This window comes from Mesorhizobium sp. WSM4806, from assembly GCF_055811635.1.
On sequence record NZ_JBVVQZ010000022.1, the window covers coordinates 35,484 to 54,626 of the forward strand.

Sequence of the window (19,143 nt, forward strand, 5' to 3'; positions counted from 1 at the left end):
CATTCGACTGGTCCAGCCAGGTGAAAAAGGCTGGCCATCGAGGAACATCCCCATGCCACAGCGAAACGACACGGCCATATGGTCCGGCCTGTTCCGGATTTCGGCGGAATCCGGCCAGACCCTGCAGGCGCAGATCCGCCAAGCAATCGTCGCCGCCATCCTCGACCGGCAAATCGCCGCTTCGATGCCGCTTCCGTCCTGCCGGATCCTGGCCGAGAAACTCGGCGTGGCGCGCGGCACCGTCGTGCTGGCATTCCAGCAGCTCGTCGACCAGGGTTTCCTGGTGGCGCGCGAACGGCGCGGCCATTTCGTCAATCCGGACGTGCTGGCGACGCCGGCCAAACCGCACCAGAAGGCGCCAGACCAGGCCAATGAGATCGACTGGAAGGCGCGCCGGCAGATCGCGGCCAGTGACATGCCGCCGCCGGCCAAGCACGACAACTGGATCAAGTCGTCCTACCCCTTCGTCTATGGCCAGTTCGATCCGGCACTGTTCCCGACAGCCGAGTGGCGCGAGTGCAACCGCATGGCGCTGGCCGTGCTCGAGATCCGCAATTGGGCGTCCGACATGGTCGACCGCGACGATCCGCTTTTGATCGAGCAGATCCAGGCGCGGCTGTTGCCGCGGCGCGGCATCTTCGCCAATCCCGATGAGATCATCGTCACGCTCGGCGCGCAGAACGCGCTCTACATGCTGGCGACGCTGCTGATGACCAAGGGCTCCAAGGTGGCCATGGAAGACCCCGGCTATCCCGACGCACGCTCGATCTTCCGGCTGGCGGGTGCCGACGTCGCACCGGTCCCGGTCGACCATTCCGGCATTGTAACCGCTTCTATTCCCAACGTTTCCGGCTTCGTCTTCGTGACGCCCAGCCACCATTGCCCGACCATGGTGCCGCTGTCGGCGGAGCGCCGGCAGGATTTGCTGGCGCGCGCCAATCGCCACAACCAGATCATCATCGAGGACGGCTATGACAGCCAGCTTCTGGACGAGGCGCCGCAGCAGGCGCTGAAGAGCCTCGACCGTTCCGGCCGCGTCATCTATGTCGGCTCGATGTCGAAGACGCTGGCTCCGGGCCTTAGGCTCGGCTACATCGTCGCCTCGGCCGGGCTGATCTCCGAGCTTCGCGCGCTGCGCCGCTTCATGCTGCGTCATCCGCCGGCCAACAACCAGCGCGCGGTCGCGCTGTTCCTGTCGCTTGGCCATCACGAGGCGCTGGTGCGGCGGCTGTCGAGCGCCTTCGACGAACGGCGCAAGCGTCTGATCCATGCGATTTCCGCCTTCCTGCCGGAGTGGCGCTCGACCGATTCCGCCGGCGGCGCGTCGCTCTGGCTCGAAGGGCCGCGCGGCACCGATTCGCGCGGGCTGGCCGAGGCCGCCGCCTCGCGCAGCGTCATCATCGAGCCCGGCGACCGTTTCTTCGACCGCACCGAAAAGCCGTCGCGCTTCATGCGGCTCGGCATCTCCTCGATCGCGCTGCAGCACATCGAGCCCGGCATCCGCGAGCTGGCGACGGCGGCCGGGCGCAGGCCGGCCGCCGCCTGATGCCTCGTCGGGGCCATGACCGGCCACCGTTGTTTAGCCCCCTGGTATATGCGACGGGACCGTCTGGCTCATAGGCTGTGCCAATGCCGGCGGCATAGTTCGAGGCATAGCGCATGACCCCGGAAACCAATCTTCGGTTTCCGGAAAGGATCATGCGCAAGCAAGAAAGTGTTAGAGCGTCCTTTGCGCGTCCAAGTGGACGCGCGGCGCTCTAAGGGGGACGAAGCGGACGATGGTGGACCAACCACCTGGTGGACCAACCACCGCCGCCCGCTTCGCAGCTAAAGGTGGAGTGCCTCCCATGTCAGTGGCTGTTGAGAAGCCGGATACGCCCTCGGACCAGCGTTCGCGGCGTTCCGGCGGGCGCGAAGCGCGTCGCGCCATGCGGGCAGCACCCCTTGCCGACGATATCAAGCCGGTGCGCGCCGGCCTTGAAGGCGGAAGCTACGGACCGCTCAGCGAAAACGACCGCGAGCGCATTCACGAAGCGGTGCTGACGCTGCTTGAGACGGTCGGCTTCGCCAATGCCATCCCCTCCTGCATCGAGGCGCTGACCGAGGCCGGCGCCACGCTCGGCGAGGACGGCCGCATCCGTTTTCCGCGCGCGCTCGTCCTCGACACCATCAAGAAAGCGGCGCGCCATTTCACCCTGCATGGCCAGGATCCCAAGCACGACATGCTGATCCAGGGCAAGCGCGTGCATTACGGCACGGCGGGCGCCGCGGTGCATCTGGTCGACGTCGAGAAGCGCTGTTATCGCGAGTCGCTGCTGCAGGACATCTATGACGCCGCCCGCATCGTCGAAGGGCTCGACAACATCCATTTCTTCCAGCGGCCGATGGTGCCGCGCGACATCCCCGATCCGCTCGATATGGATTTCAACACGCTTTACGCCTGCGTGATGGGCACGTCGAAGCATGTCGGCACATCCTTCACGGTGCGCGAGAACGTCAAGCCGGCGCTCGACATGCTTTATGCGATTGCCGGCGGCGAAGAGAATTTTCGCGCCCGGCCTTTCGTCTCCAATTCGAACTGTTTTGTCGTGCCGCCGATGAAGTTTGCCGAGGATGCCTGCGGCGTGCTCGAGGCCTGCGTCGAAGGCGGCATTCCGATCCTGCTGCTGTCGGCCGGCCAGGCGGGCGCCACGGCGCCGGCGGCGATCGCCGGTGCGGTGGTGCAAGCGGTGGCCGAGGTGCTCGCCGGCCTCGTCTATGTCAACGCCATCAAGCCTGGCCATCCTGCGATCTTCGGCACCTGGCCGTTCGTCTCCGACCTCAGGACCGGCGCCATGTCCGGCGGCTCGGCCGAGCAAGCGGTGCTGACCGCTGCCTGCGCCCAGATGGCGCAATTCTACGACCTGCCGGGCGGTTCGGCCGCCGGCATGACGGACTCGAAACTGCCCGACATTCAGTCCGGTTACGAAAAGGGCATCACCGATGTGATGGCCGGCCTTGCCGGCCTCAACCTCGTCTACGAATCGGCCGGCATGCACGCCTCGCTGCTCGGCTTTTGCCTGGAAAGCCTGATCATCGACAACGACATGCTCGGCCATTGCCTGCGCTGCGTGCGCGGCATCGAGGTGACCGATGAGTCGCTGTCGATAGACACCATCGCCGACGTCTGCCTGAAGGGGCCGGGTCATTACCTCGGCAACGAGCAGACACTGCGGCTGATGCAGACGGAATATTTCTATCCGGCGGTCGGCGACCGCTTTTCGCCGAAGGAATGGAACGAGAAAGGCAGGCCTGACATCCTGCAGCGGGCGATCATCGAGAAGAAACGCATCCTCGCCGAGCGCTTCCCGCGCCACGTGCCGAAGCCGGTCGACGACAAGTTGCGGGCCCGCTTCGGCAATCTGATCCAACTGCCGCGCAGCGGCATGGGCGGCTGAAGACGGTTCCCGTCAAAACGGTCAGAGCCTAATCCATCCCGACAAAATCGGGATGGGGCGCTACCTCTTTATTTGACCATGATCTTTTCCGAAAACCGGGCTCCACTTTTCGGGATCATGGTCTAGTCTGTTTGACCATGATCTTTTCCGAAAACCGGGCTCCACTTTTCGGGATCATGGTCTAGTCGGCGCTCAACCCGTAGCGGTCGACGACCTCGCCACTGATCAGCTTGGCATGCAGCGTCATCAGTATGATTTGCGCATCGAAGCTGTCGCCGGCCTCGAGTGCCGCCTCGAGCCGGCGCTCCGCATCCAGCCTATGTCGAAGGCCGTTGGATTGCTCGAATGCTTCCGGCCCGGCAATACAATAGCCAAGCAGCTGCGCCACCGGCGGGTAGGCTTGTGGCGGCGGCTCGTCGGGCCAGTGGTCCTTCATCAGATTGACGATGGTGAGCTTTGCTCCCTCCGGCACAAGGGCGGGATGAAGGTCAACGTCGCGTAACGCGGCGTCGAGTTGCCTGAGGTCGCCTGAACGGCCGAACATTCCAAGGAAGCCTAGGGAGGAACGTCGTCTCGCCATGATTTTGCTATCCGAATGCCCGAAACCGCAGCGAAGCGCCGTCCGCAGGCAGCCGCTAAAGCGCGTCGCATTTGATCCGGCCGCATGCGACGCGCTTTAGGTTGTTGTTTTATGCATGTCGTTATCGCAAAATCGCTGGACACGCTCGGGTCAGGCCCGAGGGCATGCTTTTGCGCGACATGCATTAACCACTCGCTGCCAGCAACAGAACACCGGCGAGGGCCGATCCCGCAAGCGTCGGCAGCATGCCGATCTTCAGCTTCAGAATGGCGATCATGGCAGCACATGACAGCAGCGCCGCGCGCCAGTCGATCGACGAGAGCACCGGCACGTCGGTTCCAAGCCCGACGTTGCGCACCTCGCCGAAGATGACGTGCAAGCCGAACCACAGAGCGAGATTCATGATGACGCCGACGACGGCGGCGGTGATCGCGCCCAGCGCCGCCGACAGCGCCTTGTTGTCGCGCAGGGATTCGATATAGGGCGCGCCGAGGAATATCCAGAAGAAGCAAGGCGTGAACGTCGCCCACAGGGTGAGCATCGCCCCTAGCGATCCGGCAAGCAGCGGGCTCAACGATCCGGATTGGCGGAACGCGGCCAGAAAGCCGACGAACTGCAGGACGAGTATGAGTGGACCCGGCGTGGTTTCGGCAAGCCCGAGGCCATCGACCATCTCACCGGGTGCGAGCCAGCCGAAGGACTCGACCGCTGCCTGCGCGACATAGGCAAGGACTGCGTAGGCGCCGCCGAAGGTGACGACCGCCATGACGCTGAAGAAGCCGCCGATCTGCGTCCACACGCTGGCGGATCCGGTGAACGCCCAGATCAGCAGCACCGGCCCGAGCCAGATCGGCAGCCAGATCGCGACGGTGCGCGGCGCATGCCATCGCGTCGGCCTGACGTGGGCCAGCTCGCCGCGCTCGAACATCAGGTCGACCGCGCCCTTGATGTCGGGAACCGCGTCCTTGCCGTGCGCCGCGCCGGAAAAAAGCGCCGGCGCAACACGATTGCCAATCCAGCCCGCCAGGCCGGCAAGCAGGACGATGAGCGGAAACGGCATGTTCAATGCATAGATGGCGATGAAGGCGGCGAGCGCGATCGAAACCATGACCCGGTTCTTCAGGGCACGACGTCCGATCCGGATCATCGCCTCGATCACGATGGCGAGCACGGCCGCCTTTACCCCGAAAAACAGTGCCTCGACGAGCGGAGCGTCGCCATACAGCGCATAGAGGATGCTCAAGGTGAGCATCACAAGCGCGCCCGGCGCGACGAACAGGATGCCGGCGACCAGGCCGCCGATCGTCCGGTGCAGCAGCCAGCCGATATAGATGGCGAGTTGCTGGGCTTCAGGGCCGGGCAGCAGCATGCAGTAGTTCAACGCATGCAGGAAACGTTGCTCGCCGATCCAACGCCGTTCCTCGACCAATTCCCTGTGCATGAGCGCGATCTGGCCGGCCGGCCCGCCGAAGCTGAGCAGGCCGATTTTCGCCCAGAGTTTTACGCCTTCACGGAAGCTTGGCGCAGCCGGCGCTTCGACGATCTCGGCCGTTTTTCCCAAAGCCCCCGTTTTGTCAGAAGCCCCCGTTTTGTCAGAAGCCGGGGCGCTCATGATGGCTTGCTCGCGCTTGGCCAATTGTGCGTCTCCTCGGTGGCATCGCGGCACCATCGGAAAAACGCGTCGTAGAGCAGCATGCCTGCCTCCAGCTGTTCCAGATCGTCGCGAAACATCCGCGACAGGCCAAGCGAGGCGGCCAGGAATCCGGCTGCCTGGGGAACCAAATCGAGGCGTGCGGTATCGGCGGCGCGCACGATCATGGCCAGGCGGTCGAGCGCCTCGGATTCGAGCCCGAACTCTTCGATCATCGTGTCGAAGGTGCAGCGTTCGTCCCGGTGAGTCCAGAACACATTGTCGATGTCGAAAGGCACGGCCTGAAAGCGGTCCGCAACGGCCGACACTTCGGCCGCCTCGACAAAGAGGAAGACCGCGCCCGAATCGATGAAGCGCCTGATCAGCCAGGGGCAGGCGATGCGATCGACCTTCGGGCGGCTCCGCGTCACCCACACGGTGCGGCCCCTTTCGTCGCGGGGCGGTATCTTGCCGGCATTGATCAAAGGCCCCTTGGCATCGCGCCAGGCCTCGAACCCGCCTTCGAGGGATTCGGCGGCAATGCCTTCATGCCGCAGCCATGCGGCCACGCCTTGCGAGAGCTTTTGCCCTCTTTGGCAGACGACCGTCACTCGGCTGCCGGCGAATTCGGATGCCCAGGTCGAGACGGTTTTGAAATCACGCCGGTTTGAGGCCGGCAGCAGGCGCGGATCGGCGCTGTAATCCTCTTCGATGCGAACATCGATGATCGCGGGCGCGCCCGGCAGACCAATCAGACGGGACAGTTGCGATACGGTGATAGCGGTTGTCGACGGCATGGCGTCCACCTCCTTGAGAGAGAAGCTTGGACGCGAACGTTGGGCTGACGCCTCACGGGGTCGTCGCGATGCACCCCTTGCCATGATCGTGGATTTGTCGCGCCCGCTTGTCAAGCGCCATGCCTGGAGCAAAGGATGCTCTGGCTCCGGCGGGCGGCGGAGCCAGGACATGTTTGGGAGGAAACCCATGAAAAAGACCTATCACGGCAGCTGCCATTGCGGTGCAGTGCGTTTCGAAGCCGAAATCGACCTCGCTGAGGGCATCCGCAAATGCAATTGCAGCTTCTGCTGGAAACTCAGCTACCGGAAATCCTTCGCCGCCTATGAGGCCGTGCGGGTGACGGACGGCCGCGACCGGATGCGGGAGTACAAGGCGACGCCGTCGAACTGGCCGGAAGGCGACATCAACCACTATATGTGCCCGAACTGCGGCGCGAATTTTCTCTCGCGCGGCTATCTCGATTTCATGGGCGGGAATTTCTGGGCGGTGAACGTCGCCTGCCTCGACGACGTCACCGAAGAGGAACTCGCCGCAGCCCCAATCGTCTACGAGGACGGCAAGCACGACAGGCAGGACCAGACGCCTGAGATTGTTGGCTATTTATAGGCGCTTGGGTGCGGCTTGGCGCTCTTCCTTCTCCCCTTGTGGGAGAAGGTGGATCGGCGCGCAGCGACGAGCCGGATGAGGGGTGCTGGACGGAGTGCGTCGGTGCCAAGCTGGAGCACCCCTCATCCGTCGCCTTCGGCGACACCTCCCACAAGGGGAGAAGGCAAAAAAAGACGCGTTCAGTGATTGTCCCGCGGCACGCCTGCGGTGTGCGCCACATCCTGGTATTTCACCGCGGGCTTCAGCACCATTCCTTCGGAGAACTGGTCGACCATGCCGCGCTGGATCTCCTGCCATGGGGTCTGGTGCTTGGGGTAGCGATAGCCGCCACTGTTCTGCAGCTCGGCGCGCCGGCGCGTAATCTCGTCATCGGTGACGAGAATGTCGGCAGTGCCCTTGCGCAGGTCGATGCGGACGCGGTCGCCGGTCTTCAACAGCGCCAGCCCGCCGCCTATGGCGGCTTCGGGCGAGGCGTTGAGGATCGACGGCGAGCCCGACGTGCCTGACTGGCGGCCGTCGCCGATGCAGGCCAGCGCATGGATGCCCTTCTTGATGAGATGGGCCGGCGGCTGCATGTTGACGACTTCGGCGCCGCCGGGATAACCGATCGGGCCGGCGCCACGCATGAACAGGATGGTGTGCTCGTCGATGCCTTGCGCCGGGTCGTCGATGCGGGCGTGGTAGTCCTCTGGCCCGTCGAAGACCATGGCGTTGCCCTCGAAGGCCTCGGGGTCGTTCGGGTTCGACAGATAGCGCTCGCGGAATTCGGGCGAGATGCCGCTGGTCTTCATGATCGCCGAATCGAACAGATTACCCCTAAGATTGATGAAACCGGCATTGTCCTTCAGCGGCTCGGCGACGGTGCGGATAACATCGAGATTCTCGTTGACGGCCGCGCTGCAATTGGCGCCGATCGTCTTGCCGTTGACCGTCATGGCGTCGGGATGAGGCAACAGCCCGGCCTTCATCAGTTCGGCCACCACCGCCGGCACACCGCCGGCATGGTGATAGTCCTCGCCGAGATACTCGCCCGACGGCTGCAGGTTGACAATGAGCGGTATCTGGAGGCCGACCGTCTGCCAATCGTCATTGTCGAGCGGCACGCCGAGATGGCGGGCGATGGCGTTGAGGTGGATCGGCGCGTTGGTCGAGCCGCCGATGGCCGAGTTGACGACGATGGCGTTCTCGAAGGCCTGGCGGGTCATGACGTCTGAGGGTTTCAAGTCCTCATGCACCATGTCGACGATGCGCTTTCCCGTCTCATAGGCGATCTGGCCGCGCTCGCGGTAGGGCGCCGGAATGGCGGCCGAGCCCGGCAGCTGCATGCCGAGGGCCTCGGCCAGCGAGTTCATGGTGGTGGCGGTGCCCATGGTGTTGCAATAGCCGGTGGACGGCGCCGAAGAGGCGACGATGTCCATGAACTCGTCATAGCCGATCTCGCCGGCCGACAGGCGCTGGCGCGATTCCCAGACGATGGTGCCGGAGCCGGTGCGCTTGCCCTTGTGCCAGCCGTTGAGCATCGGGCCGACCGACAGCGCGATAGCCGGAATGTTGACGGTGGCGGCGGCCATCAGCAGGGCCGGCGTCGTCTTGTCGCAGCCGATGGTGAGCACGACGCCGTCGAGCGGATAGCCGTAGAGCACCTCGACCAGGCCGAGATAGGCGAGGTTGCGGTCGAGTGCGGCGGTCGGGCGTTTGCCCGTCTCCTGGATCGGGTGGCACGGGAACTCGAAAGGGATGCCGCCCATCGAGACGATGCCCTCACGCACGCGCTTGGCCAGTTCGAGATGATGGCGGTTGCAGGGCGACAGATCCGAGCCGGTCTGGGCGATGCCGATCAGCGGCTTGCCCGACATCAGTTCGGCACGCGTCAGCCCGTAATTCAGGTAGCGCTCGAGGTAAAGCGCCGTCATCCCCGGATTGTCCGGATTGTCGAACCACTCCTGCGAGCGAAATTTCTTTTTCTGCGTGGGGGCGCCGGCCATCATGGTCTCCGTATTTGTATGACAAATCGATATGACAACGCGCGAGAGCAGGCAAGAGGCACGCGCCATCCGATTCCGGACTTTGGTGCGATAGACATGTGTTTACCCCCACGCTAGACCGGATCGGGGTTTGTCAATTCGTATCCGGGAGATTTTGATGGCTTTGGTTATCGAAGGCGAGGAACGCATCGCCGCACCCTTGCAAAAGGTGTGGGAGGCGCTGAACGACCCGGACGTTCTGAGGCAGACCATTCCGGGCTGCCAGAGCCTCGAAAAGAAGTCGGACACCGAGATGGCGGCGACCGTGGTGGTCAAGATCGGCCCGATCAAGGCGACGTTCAAAGGCGAGGTGACGCTCAGGAATCTCAACCCGCCGCATTCCTACACCATCCAGGGCGAGGGCAAGGGCGGCATCGCCGGCTTCGCCAAAGGCGGCGCCGATGTGACGCTGACCGCCGATGGCCCGGAGGCGACGATTCTCAGATATGCGGCCAAGGCCGATGTCGGCGGCAAGATCGCCCAGCTCGGCAGCCGTCTGATCGAATCGACATCGAAGAAACTGGCCGGACAGTTTTTTTCGAGCTTTGGCGACAAGGTGGGCGGCTCCCCTCGCCCTTGAGGGGAGGGTGCCGCGCGAAGCGGGCGGGAGGGGTCGCCTCAACCGCCTCGACCTACAACTGGCGTTGACCAAGAAAGGTGGAGTGCGTCGCCACCGACCCCACCCGGCCCTGCGGGCCACCCTCCCCTCAAGGGGGAGGATCACTCAAACACGATGTTCGGCACGGCGGCTTCGGCCGCGCCGCGTTCTTCCTTGACCCTGCCCCAGACGTTCGCGGCGATGTCGCGGTAGATCTTGGCCTCGGCGCTGTCGGGCTTGGAGACCACCACCGGCGTGCCGGCATCCGAGCTTTCGCGGATGCCCATTTCGAGCGGCACTTCGCCGAGGAAGGAGACGCCGAGACGCTCGGCCTCGCGGCGCGCGCCGCCATGGCCGAAGATGTCGTAGCGCTTGCCGGTGTCGGGGGCGAGGAAATAGCTCATATTCTCGACGATGCCCAACACCGGCACGTCGACCTTCCTGAACATGTTGAGGCCTTTTCGCGCATCGATCAGGGCCAGATCCTGCGGCGTCGAGACGATGACGGCGCCGGCCAGCGGCACCTGCTGGGCCATGGTCAGCTGCGCGTCGCCGGTGCCGGGCGGCATGTCGACGACGAGCACGTCGAGCGGACCCCATTCGACCTCGCGCAACATTTGCGTCAATGCCGACATCACCATCGGCCCGCGCCAGATCATTGGCGTCTCCTCATCGACGAGGAAGCCCATCGACATCACCTTCAGGCCGTAATTCTCCATCGGCTTCAGGACCTTGCCGTCGACCGTCTGCGGCCGGCCATGGATGTTGAGCAGCCGCGGCATCGACGGGCCGTAGATGTCGGCGTCGAGCACGCCGACCCTCAGGCCGTTGGCGGCGAGGCCAAGCGCGATATTGACGGCAGTGGTCGACTTGCCGACGCCGCCCTTGCCGGAAGCGACAGCGATGATCGCCTCGATGCCGGGCACGCCGCGCTTGCCCTGACTGTGCGAGGCCGGAGCGTGCGGAGCCGGACGCGGCGCGGCAGCGGGTGCGGCCGGCGGTACGGGCCTGGTGGCAGGCCTTTGCGGAACCGGAGCCTCCATGCCGCCACCCTTCTTTTCCGCCGTCAGGGCGACCACGGCGCCGGCGACACCCGGGATCGCCTTGACGACACGCTCGGCGGCGGCACGCAGCGGCTCCATCTCCTGGGCCCGGGCAGCCGGCACGGTGATCGAAAAGAAAACCTTGGCATCGGCAATGAAAATCTCGGAGACCATGCCGAGGTCGACGATGTTGCCGGTGAAGTCCGGTCCGTTGACCGTCTTCAGGCGCTCGATGACGATTTCCTTGGTGACGTTTTCCTGGACGGCGGGCATCAGCTTTTCCTCTGCTTTTACGCCTGAGATAGTGCAGTTCCCGAACAGAACCAAGCGGCGGAACGACACGCACGGGCGTGGCTGCAAAGACTTGCGTCCGTTTGTCGGTCTTGCAGAGGACGAAACGTCTTTAGGGAAGAAGCACGCCGATCGCACAGGCTGCGTCGCCTGAAGACGAAGCAGCCCTATCTTTGCAGGCTTCGGACGTGCTCGCCCGCAAGCAAAGGAGACCAATCATGCTCGCAAACAGCAACGCAACGGCCAATCTCGCGGTGAAGGACCTGGCCAAGGCCAAGGCCTTCTATGAAGACGTTCTGGGGCTGACGGAGGTTCACAACGAGGGTGGCGAACTGATCGTCTACAAATGCGGCGACACCAGCATCAATGTCTATCGCTCGCAATTCGCCGGAACCAACAAGGCGACGGCGGTGACCTGGATGGTCGGCGACGAGATCGACACCATCGTCAAGGCGCTGAAATCGAAAGGCGTTGTCTTCGAGCACTACGAGATGCCGGGCCTGAAGCTGGAAGGCGACATCCATGTCGGCTACGGCATGAAGGTCGCATGGTTCAAGGATCCTGACGGCAACATTCTGAACTTGGTCGACAGCTAGGCCTGGACGGCGGCGAAGCTTCGGCCGCAATGAGGATTCGCCAAGCAAAAACAGCATGCATCTGGCGCAGCCTCACTCGGCCGGGTAGCGTCCGCTCATGATCGACAAGCTGGAATTCTTCATCGCGCTGGCCAGGGAGGAGCATTTCGGCCGGGCGGCGGAGGTGTGCGGCGTCACCCAGCCGACGCTTTCGGCCGGCATCAAGCAGCTGGAGGGCCAGCTCGGCGTGATGCTGGTTCTGCGCGGCTCGCGCTTCCAGGGGCTGACGCCGGAGGGAGAACAGGTGCTGGCGTGGGCGCGCCGCATCGTCGGCGATACCCGCACCATGCGCGAAGAGATGCGGGCGGCGCGTCACGGCCTTTCGGGGCGCATCCGCATCGCCGCCATTCCGACGGCGCTGGCCATGGTGGCGCGGCTGACGACACCCTTTCGGACAAAACATCCCGGCGTCACCTTCTCGGTGCTGTCGCGCACCTCGATCGAGGTGCTGTCGCTGCTCGGCAATTTCGACATCGACGCCGGCATCACCTATCTCGACAACGAGCCGCTGGGGCGGGTGACCAGCGTGCCGCTCTATGACGAGCGCTATCAGCTGATCACCGCGATCGGAAACCCCTATTCCGACCGCGACAAAGTGACATGGGCGGAGCTCAGCCAGCTGCCGCTCTGCCTGTTGACGCCGGACATGCAGAACCGCCGCATCATCGACCAGCATTTGGCCGAAGCCGGCACGCAGGTGCGGCCGACACTCGAATCCAATTCGATGATCGTGCTGTTCTCGCATATCCGTACCGGAAAATGGTCGTCGATCATGCCGCTCAACCTCTCGGAAACATTCGGCTTTTCCGAGCCGATCCGGGCCATTCCGATCGTCGAGCCGGACGCCAGCCACACTGTCGGGCTGGTGGCGACGCTGCGCGAGCCGCACACCCCGCTGGTCTCGGCGCTGCTGGACGAGGCAATGGCGCTGGCAGACGATTTCCGCGCCCGCCACTGAGCTAGAGATTGCAGGCTGGACGGCAGCGATAGAAGATTTCTATCGAGCAACGGATCAGCTTTATTGATTTAGCGGGTTTCCTCCGATTTCCTAGGCACTTAGCGGATTACTACGACCAGGGAGGGCGCTGCATGATCATGCAGCCTGCAAGTACCGAGATCGCGTCGCGCACGGCGGCGATCGTCCAGGAGCTGAAGGGCCTCGAAGGCCCGCTGTTGCCGATCCTCCACGGCATCCAGGAAGAGTTTGGCCATGTGCCGCATGACGCGCTGCCGGTCATCGCCGAAGCGCTGAACATCTCCAAGGCGGAGGTGCACGGCGTCGTCACCTTCTACCACGATTACCGCAGCCGGCCGGCCGGCCGGCATGTGCTGAAGCTCTGCCAAGCCGAAGCCTGCCAATCGATGGGCTCGGACGCGATTGCCGCCAAGCTCAAGCAATTGCTGGGCATCGGCTTCCACGAGACGGCCCGCGACGGTTCGGTGACGCTAGAGCCGGTCTATTGCCTCGGCCTTTGCGCCTGCGCGCCATCGGCGATGCTGGACGGCGAGGTGATCGGCCGGCTCGATGACGAAAAACTCGACGAGATCGTAGCCGAGGTGCGCTCATGATCCCGCGCATCTATATTCCCGGCGATTCCGGCGCGCTGGCGCTCGGTGCGGAAAAGGTCGCCAAGGCGATTGAGAAGGAATTGGCCGATCGCGGCATCGAGGCCAAGATCGTGCGCAACGGTTCGCGCGGCGCCTATTTCCTCGAGCCGATGGTCGAGGTGGCGACAGAAAATGGCCGTGTCGCCTATGGGCCGGTGAAGCCATCCGATGTCAAAAGCCTGTTCGACAGCGGCTTCCTCACCGGCGGTCACCACAAGCGCTGGCTGGGCGCGCCCGACAAGATCCCGTTCCTGGCCAGGCAGACGCGCCTGACCTTCGCGCGCTGCGGCGTCATCAATCCGCTGTCGCTTGATCACTACAAGGCGCATGGCGGACTGAAGGGCCTGCAGACCGCCGTGGCGATGGCTCCGGCCGACATCGTCAAGCAGGTCACCGAGTCGGGCCTGCGCGGTCGCGGCGGCGCCGGCTTCCCGACCGGCATTAAATGGAAGACGGTGCTCGATACGATCGCCGACAAAAAGTACATCGTCTGCAATGCCGACGAGGGCGACAGCGCCACCTTCGCCGACCGCATGATCATGGAGGGCGATCCCTTCGTGCTGATCGAGGGAATGGCAATCGCCGGTGTCGCCACCGGGGCAACCAAGGGCTTTGTCTATATCCGCTCGGAGTATCCGCATGCGGTGGCGATGATGCAAAAGGCGGTCGAGGCCGCCCGCAAGGCCGGCCTGCTCGGCCTCAACGTGCTGGGCTCGCCCCACGCCTTCGACATGGAAATCCGCGTCGGCGCCGGCGCCTATGTCTGCGGCGAGGAAACCTCGCTGCTCAACAGCCTCGAAGGCAAGCGCGGCGTCGTTCGCGCCAAGCCGCCACTGCCGGCCATCCAGGGCCTGTTCGGCAAGCCGACGGTGATCAACAACGTCATCTCGCTGGCCTCGGTGCCTGTCATCATGGACAAGGGTGCTGCCTTCTACAAGGATTTCGGCATGGGCCGCTCGCGCGGCACCATTCCGATCCAGATCGCCGGCAATGTCAGATATGGCGGCCTGTTCGAGGCGGCGTTCGGCATGACGCTTGGCGAGATCGTCGACGACATCGGCGGCGGCACGGCGACTGGACGGCCGGTCAAAGCGGTGCAGGTCGGCGGCCCTCTGGGTGCCTACTTCCCACGCTCCCTGTTCGACACGCCGTTCGACTACGAAGCCTTCGCCGCCAAGGACGGGCTGATCGGCCACGCCGGCATCACCGTCTTCGACGACACCGCCGACATGCTGAAGCAGGCGCGCTTCGCCATGGAGTTCTGCGCCATCGAGAGCTGCGGCAAGTGCACGCCCTGCCGCATCGGCTCGACACGCGGCGTCGAGACGATCGACAAGATCGCCAGGGGTAGCGAGCCGGAAAAGCAGATCGAGCTGGTGACGGACCTCTGTAACACGATGAAGTTCGGTTCGCTCTGCGCGCTGGGTGGCTTCACGCCTTATCCGGTGATGAGCGCAATCAACCACTTCCGCGAAGATTTCAAGCCGGCGCCAGTCGCCGAAGCAGCAGAATAGGAACCTCGCGATGGGTCTCATTCAGGAAATCGACTACGGCACGCCGGCCTCGACGTCCGAGAAGCAGGTGACGCTGACCGTCGACGGCTTCACCGTCACCGTGCCGGAAGGCACATCCATCATGCGCGCCTCGATGGAGGCCGGCATTGCCATCCCGAAACTTTGCGCCACCGATATGGTCGACGCCTTCGGCTCCTGCCGGCTCTGCCTGGTCGAGATCGACGGCCGCAACGGCACGCCCTCCTCCTGCACGACGCCGGTGGCGCCGGGCATGGTCGTGCACACCCAGACCGGTCGGCTGAAGGACATCCGCCGCGGCGTGATGGAGCTCTACATCTCCGACCATCCGCTCGACTGCCTGACCTGTGCGGCCAATGGCGACTGCGAATTGCAGACGCAGGCCGGCGTCGTCGGCCTGCGCGACGTGCGCTACGGCTATGAGGGCGACAACCACGTCTTCAAGAAGAACGACGGCGCCGAAAACTTCAAATGGATGGCGAAGGACGAGTCCAACCCATACTTCACCTATGATCCATCGAAATGCATCGTCTGCTCGCGCTGTGTGCGCGCCTGCGAGGAGGTGCAAGGCACATTCGCGCTGACCATCGAGGGCCGCGGCTTCGAAAGCCGTGTGTCGCCCGGCATGCACCAGCTTTTCATCGACAGCGAGTGCGTGTCCTGCGGCGCCTGTGTGCAGGCCTGCCCGACGGCGACGCTTTCCGAGAAATCGGTGATCAAGATCGGCCAGCCCGAGCATTCGGTCGTCACCACCTGCGCCTATTGCGGCGTCGGCTGCTCGTTCAAGGCCGAAATGCGCGGCGACGAGCTCGTGCGCATGGTGCCCTACAAGGACGGCAAGGCGAACCGTGGCCATAGCTGCGTCAAGGGCCGTTTTGCCTACGGCTACTCGACCCACAAGGAGCGCATCCTCAATCCAATGATCCGCGAAAAGGTCACCGATCCATGGCGCGAGGTGTCGTGGGAGGAAGCGCTGACCCACACCGCCAACGAGTTCCGCCGCATCCAGTACCAGTATGGCCGCACCTCGATCGGCGGCATCACCTCGTCGCGCTGCACGAATGAGGAAACCTATCTGGTGCAGAAGCTGATCCGCCAGGGTTTCCGCAACAACAATGTCGATACCTGCGCCCGCGTCTGCCATTCGCCGACCGGCTATGGCCTTGGCCAGACTTTCGGCACCTCGGCAGGCACCCAGGATTTCGACTCGATCGAGCAGACCGACGTGGTGATGATCATCGGCGCAAATCCGACCGACGCACATCCGGTGTTTGCGTCGCGCATGAAGAAGCGGTTGCGCAAGGGCGCCAAGCTGATCGTGCTCGACCCGCGCCGCACCGATATCGTGCGCTCGGCTCATATCGAGGCGCAGCATCATCTGCCGCTGAAGCCGGGCACCAATGTCGCCGTGGTCACCGCGCTTGCCCATGTCATCGTCACCGAAGGACTGTTCGACGAGGCCTTCATCCGCGAACGCTGCGACTGGGACGAGTTCCAGGATTGGGCGTCGTTCGTGGCGCTGCCGGAAAACAGCCCTGAGGTGGTCGGCCAGCTCGCCAATGTCGATCCTGAAGAGATCCGCAGCGCCGCACGGCTGTTTGCCACCGGCGGCAATGGCGCGATCTATTACGGCCTCGGCGTGACCGAGCACAGCCAGGGCTCGACCACCGTCATCGCCATCGCCAATCTTGCCATGGCGACCGGCAATATCGGTCGGCCGGGCGTCGGCGTGAACCCGCTGCGCGGCCAGAACAATGTCCAGGGCTCCTGCGACATGGGCTCGTTCCCGCATGAGCTGCCCGGCTATCGCCACGTCTCCGGCGACGCGGTGCGCGACATTTATGAGAGCCTGTGGGGGGTCAAGCTCGACGACGAGCCCGGCCTGCGCATCCCCAACATGCTGGACGCCGCCGTCGACGGCTCGTTCAAGGGCCTCTATGTGCAAGGCGAGGACATCCTGCAGTCCGATCCCGACACCAAGCATGTCGCCGCAGGCCTTGCGGCGATGGAATGTGTCGTCGTCCACGATCTTTTCCTCAACGAGACCGCCAACTACGCGCATGTCTTCCTGCCCGGCTCGACCTTCCTCGAAAAGGACGGCACCTTCACCAATGCCGAGCGCCGCATCAACCGCGTGCGCAAGGTGATGGCGCCGAAGAACGGGCTGGCCGACTGGGAAGTGACGCAGAAGCTCGCACAGGCGATGGGGCTTGCCTGGAATTACCAGCATCCGTCCGAAATCATGGATGAGATCGCCAGGACGACGCCGAGCTTCGCCAAGGTCTCCTACGACTATCTGGAAAAGATGGGCTCGGTGCAGTGGCCTTGCAACGAACAGGCGCCGGAAGGCACGCCGATCATGCATATCAGCGGCTTCGTGCGCGGCAAGGGCAAGTTCATCCGCACCGAATATGTGGCGACCGACGAGAGGACGGGACCGCGCTTCCCGCTGCTGCTGACCACCGGCCGCATCCTGTCGCAGTACAATGTCGGCGCGCAGACCAGGCGTACCCACAATGTCATGTGGCACAGCGAGGACCGTCTCGAGATCCACCCGCATGACGCCGAAAACCGCGGTCTGCGCGACGGCGACTGGGTCCGCCTGACCAGCCGCTCCGGCGAGACGACGCTGCGCGCGCTGATCACCGACAAGGTGTCGCCTGGCGTGGTCTATACGACGTTCCACCACCCCGACACCCAGGCCAACGTCATCACCACCGACTTCTCCGACTGGGCGACCAACTGCCCGGAATACAAGGTGACGGCGGTGCAGGTCGGCGCGTCCAACGGGCCGTCGGAATGGCAGCTCGACTATGACGAGCAGGCCCGCAACAGCCGTCGCATCGCGACCTTGGAAGCAGCGGAGTAATCGTGCCGAGGCATTCGACCGAAAGCGCTTCAATCTTGACGGTTGGTCGACCCCCACTCCGTCGAGCTTAGCTCGACACCACTCCCCCGATCGACGGGGGAGAGGAAAGCGCGCGAACTCCAGGCTCCCTTCCTCTCCCTCCGGAGGGGGGAGAGGTGGCGCTGCGAAGCAGCGACGGAGTGGGGGATGGCCTAGGAGAGCAACTGTCAATTGAAGCAAGAAACCTTCGACGCTTCCTAAGTAAAATGGCCGGCAGGCCAGAGGGGGGTGCCGCGTGATGCCCAAACGTTGCGGTACCACCCAGATCTCCCGCCTCGCCCACCGCGCCGGCGGCAGTGCGGCCGCCAACCGGATGGTGCCGGAAGAGACGCCGGTGGCGTTCTCCTTCGCCGGCACCACTCACGCGGTGATGATGGCAAGTCCGGCCGATTTCGAGGATTTCGCGCTCGGCTTCTCGCTGACCGAAGGCATCATCGCCGACGGCCGGGAAATCGAGGCGATCGAGGTCGAGGATCACGGCGCCGGCATCGACATCCAGATCAGGCTGAAGGACCAGGCCAATACGCGCTTCGAGGCGCGGCGCCGACGCCTGGCGGGCCCGGTCGGCTGCGGGCTGTGCGGCATCGAGTCGATCGAGGAGGCGATGCGCTCGGTCGAGGCGGTTGGTTCGTCAAGACTTACACTTGACACCGACGACATCGTCCGTTCGGTCAGGCTTTTGTCGAAAGCGCAGCCGCTTCATGCCGAGACCGGTGCGGTCCATGCCGCCGGTTTTTATATCCCAGGCAAGGGCATCGTCATGGCGCGCGAGGATGTCGGCCGCCACAATGCTCTCGACAAGCTGGCCGGGGCGCTCGCCAAAGCCAGCATCGATGGCACCTTGGGTGCCGTCGTCGTGACGTCGCGCGTTTCGGTCGAGATGGTGCAGAAGACGGCGGCGATCGGCGCTGCGTTCATCATCGCTGTTTCGGCGCCGACGGCACTTGCCATCCGTACCGCCGGGGACGCCGGCATGACGCTGGTGGCTTTGGTGCGCGGCGATGATTTCGATATTTTCACCCACCCCGAGCGGGTGGCTTCCGGAGTTGCCCAGCATGTCGCATGACGAAGGCCACATCATGAGCACCAGCGAAAAGCTGGTCCGCATGGCCAACCAGATTGCCGCCTTTTTTCACTCCAAGCCGCGCGAGGAAGGCATTGCCGGCGTCGCCGAGCACATCAACAAATTCTGGGAACCGAGGATGCGGCGGCAATTGTTCGAGATGCTGGACAATGGTGGCGAAGGCTTCAACGAGCTTGTCGTGGCCGCCTCGGCAAGGATCAAGCGGCCGGCCGCACCGGAAGCAGCGGGCTTCGGCGCCGATGCCGGGGGCGTCGTTCCAGGCGGCAAGGGCCTTGGGGCCGGTGAGTCGAATATCGCCGCTTCGCAGAAGTAGGCCCGGTGCTGCCCCTCATCCGGCCCTTCGGGCCACCTTCTCCCCGTCAACGGGGA

16 protein-coding genes are annotated in these 19,143 nt (G+C 64.1%); 11 read left to right on the top strand and 5 right to left on the bottom strand.

Going from position 1 to position 19,143, the window contains the following annotated elements:
* The first annotated feature begins 52 nt into the window (after positions 1 to 52).
* Complete coding sequence (gene pdxR, locus AC0L2M_RS28175) at positions 53 to 1,546, top strand: MocR-like pyridoxine biosynthesis transcription factor PdxR (RefSeq protein WP_473536473.1); 1,494 nt, start codon at positions 53 to 55, stop codon at positions 1,544 to 1,546.
* 301 nt (positions 1,547 to 1,847) lie between these two features.
* A complete protein-coding gene (locus AC0L2M_RS28180) occupies positions 1,848 to 3,437 on the top strand; it encodes a trimethylamine methyltransferase family protein (RefSeq protein WP_287174118.1) in 1,590 nt (529 codons plus the stop codon).
* Positions 3,438 to 3,618: 181 nt separating this feature from the next.
* On the opposite strand, the gene AC0L2M_RS28185 is transcribed toward AC0L2M_RS28180, so the two are convergent.
* From AC0L2M_RS28185 to AC0L2M_RS28195, 3 genes are all read right to left on the bottom strand, one after another.
* The gene (locus tag AC0L2M_RS28185; RefSeq protein ID WP_287066908.1) at positions 3,619 to 4,017 is read right to left on the bottom strand and encodes a hypothetical protein; all 399 of its coding nucleotides are present in this window, start codon (positions 4,015 to 4,017) and stop codon (positions 3,619 to 3,621) included.
* Positions 4,018 to 4,201: 184 nt separating this feature from the next.
* On the bottom strand, positions 4,202 to 5,629 hold the full coding sequence (gene chrA / locus AC0L2M_RS28190) for a chromate efflux transporter (RefSeq protein WP_084833904.1): 1,428 nt from the start codon (positions 5,627 to 5,629) through the stop codon (positions 4,202 to 4,204).
* Positions 5,626 to 6,444 carry a chromate resistance protein ChrB domain-containing protein gene (locus tag AC0L2M_RS28195; RefSeq protein ID WP_287174115.1) on the bottom strand — a complete coding sequence of 273 codons (819 nt, stop codon included), beginning with the start codon at positions 6,442 to 6,444 and terminating at the stop codon, positions 5,626 to 5,628. The genes chrA and AC0L2M_RS28195 overlap by 4 nt, the downstream gene beginning before the upstream one ends.
* 187 nt (positions 6,445 to 6,631) lie before the next feature.
* On the opposite strand from AC0L2M_RS28195, the gene AC0L2M_RS28200 reads away from it, so the two are divergent.
* Positions 6,632 to 7,051 carry a GFA family protein gene (locus AC0L2M_RS28200; protein ID WP_473536474.1) on the top strand — a complete coding sequence of 140 codons (420 nt, stop codon included), beginning with the start codon at positions 6,632 to 6,634 and terminating at the stop codon, positions 7,049 to 7,051.
* 179 nt (positions 7,052 to 7,230) lie between these two features.
* On the opposite strand, the gene AC0L2M_RS28205 is transcribed toward AC0L2M_RS28200, so the two are convergent.
* Complete coding sequence (locus AC0L2M_RS28205) at positions 7,231 to 9,036, bottom strand: IlvD/Edd family dehydratase (RefSeq protein WP_128174072.1); 1,806 nt, start codon at positions 9,034 to 9,036, stop codon at positions 7,231 to 7,233.
* Between the two features lie 157 nt (positions 9,037 to 9,193).
* Between AC0L2M_RS28205 and AC0L2M_RS28210 the strand changes: the two genes are divergently transcribed.
* Positions 9,194 to 9,655 carry an SRPBCC family protein gene (locus tag AC0L2M_RS28210; RefSeq protein WP_473536475.1) on the top strand — a complete coding sequence of 154 codons (462 nt, stop codon included), beginning with the start codon at positions 9,194 to 9,196 and terminating at the stop codon, positions 9,653 to 9,655.
* Positions 9,656 to 9,795: 140 nt separating this feature from the next.
* Here the strand turns inward: AC0L2M_RS28210 and AC0L2M_RS28215 are convergent, their stop codons facing one another.
* Positions 9,796 to 10,989 carry an Mrp/NBP35 family ATP-binding protein gene (locus AC0L2M_RS28215; protein ID WP_128168292.1) on the bottom strand — a complete coding sequence of 398 codons (1,194 nt, stop codon included), beginning with the start codon at positions 10,987 to 10,989 and terminating at the stop codon, positions 9,796 to 9,798.
* 236 nt (positions 10,990 to 11,225) lie between these two features.
* Between AC0L2M_RS28215 and AC0L2M_RS28220 the strand changes: the two genes are divergently transcribed.
* The 7 genes from AC0L2M_RS28220 (at position 11,226) to AC0L2M_RS28250 (ending at position 19,087) form a co-directional block, all read left to right on the top strand.
* A complete protein-coding gene (locus AC0L2M_RS28220; RefSeq protein WP_023802882.1) occupies positions 11,226 to 11,603 on the top strand; it encodes a VOC family protein in 378 nt (125 codons plus the stop codon).
* 97 nt (positions 11,604 to 11,700) lie between these two features.
* Positions 11,701 to 12,600, top strand: a complete 900-nt coding sequence (locus tag AC0L2M_RS28225) for a LysR family transcriptional regulator (protein ID WP_473515072.1) — start codon at positions 11,701 to 11,703, stop codon at positions 12,598 to 12,600.
* 131 nt (positions 12,601 to 12,731) lie between these two features.
* Positions 12,732 to 13,211 carry a formate dehydrogenase subunit gamma gene (locus AC0L2M_RS28230; RefSeq protein WP_077377054.1) on the top strand — a complete coding sequence of 160 codons (480 nt, stop codon included), beginning with the start codon at positions 12,732 to 12,734 and terminating at the stop codon, positions 13,209 to 13,211.
* Positions 13,208 to 14,764, top strand: a complete 1,557-nt coding sequence (locus AC0L2M_RS28235) for a formate dehydrogenase beta subunit (protein WP_473536476.1) — start codon at positions 13,208 to 13,210, stop codon at positions 14,762 to 14,764. Before AC0L2M_RS28230 ends, AC0L2M_RS28235 begins: the two co-directional genes overlap by 4 nt.
* A 10-nt stretch (positions 14,765 to 14,774) precedes the next feature.
* Complete coding sequence (fdhF, locus tag AC0L2M_RS28240; protein ID WP_128168294.1) at positions 14,775 to 17,651, top strand: formate dehydrogenase subunit alpha; 2,877 nt, start codon at positions 14,775 to 14,777, stop codon at positions 17,649 to 17,651.
* Between the two features lie 277 nt (positions 17,652 to 17,928).
* On the top strand, positions 17,929 to 18,756 hold the full coding sequence (fdhD, locus tag AC0L2M_RS28245; RefSeq protein ID WP_128168401.1) for a formate dehydrogenase accessory sulfurtransferase FdhD: 828 nt from the start codon (positions 17,929 to 17,931) through the stop codon (positions 18,754 to 18,756).
* On the top strand, positions 18,746 to 19,087 hold the full coding sequence (locus AC0L2M_RS28250; RefSeq protein ID WP_128168295.1) for a formate dehydrogenase subunit delta: 342 nt from the start codon (positions 18,746 to 18,748) through the stop codon (positions 19,085 to 19,087). The genes fdhD and AC0L2M_RS28250 overlap by 11 nt, the downstream gene beginning before the upstream one ends.
* Positions 19,088 to 19,143 lie beyond the last annotated feature (56 nt).

Coding starts and splice junctions, on each gene's coding strand:
- AC0L2M_RS28250 (WP_128168295.1), top strand. CDS start 18,746: ATGTCGCATGACGAAGGCCACATCATGAGCACCAGCGAAAAGCTGGTC.
- fdhD (WP_128168401.1), top strand. CDS start 17,929: ATGCCCAAACGTTGCGGTACCACCCAGATCTCCCGCCTCGCCCACCGC.
- AC0L2M_RS28180 (WP_287174118.1), top strand. CDS start 1,848: ATGTCAGTGGCTGTTGAGAAGCCGGATACGCCCTCGGACCAGCGTTCG.
- AC0L2M_RS28220 (WP_023802882.1), top strand. CDS start 11,226: ATGCTCGCAAACAGCAACGCAACGGCCAATCTCGCGGTGAAGGACCTG.
- AC0L2M_RS28200 (WP_473536474.1), top strand. CDS start 6,632: ATGAAAAAGACCTATCACGGCAGCTGCCATTGCGGTGCAGTGCGTTTC.
- AC0L2M_RS28215 (WP_128168292.1), bottom strand. CDS start 10,989: ATGCCCGCCGTCCAGGAAAACGTCACCAAGGAAATCGTCATCGAGCGC.
- AC0L2M_RS28195 (WP_287174115.1), bottom strand. CDS start 6,444: ATGCCGTCGACAACCGCTATCACCGTATCGCAACTGTCCCGTCTGATT.
- pdxR (WP_473536473.1), top strand. CDS start 53: ATGCCACAGCGAAACGACACGGCCATATGGTCCGGCCTGTTCCGGATT.
- AC0L2M_RS28235 (WP_473536476.1), top strand. CDS start 13,208: ATGATCCCGCGCATCTATATTCCCGGCGATTCCGGCGCGCTGGCGCTC.
- AC0L2M_RS28185 (WP_287066908.1), bottom strand. CDS start 4,017: ATGGCGAGACGACGTTCCTCCCTAGGCTTCCTTGGAATGTTCGGCCGT.
- AC0L2M_RS28210 (WP_473536475.1), top strand. CDS start 9,194: ATGGCTTTGGTTATCGAAGGCGAGGAACGCATCGCCGCACCCTTGCAA.
- fdhF (WP_128168294.1), top strand. CDS start 14,775: ATGGGTCTCATTCAGGAAATCGACTACGGCACGCCGGCCTCGACGTCC.
- AC0L2M_RS28225 (WP_473515072.1), top strand. CDS start 11,701: ATGATCGACAAGCTGGAATTCTTCATCGCGCTGGCCAGGGAGGAGCAT.
- AC0L2M_RS28205 (WP_128174072.1), bottom strand. CDS start 9,036: ATGGCCGGCGCCCCCACGCAGAAAAAGAAATTTCGCTCGCAGGAGTGG.
- AC0L2M_RS28230 (WP_077377054.1), top strand. CDS start 12,732: ATGATCATGCAGCCTGCAAGTACCGAGATCGCGTCGCGCACGGCGGCG.
- chrA (WP_084833904.1), bottom strand. CDS start 5,629: ATGAGCGCCCCGGCTTCTGACAAAACGGGGGCTTCTGACAAAACGGGG.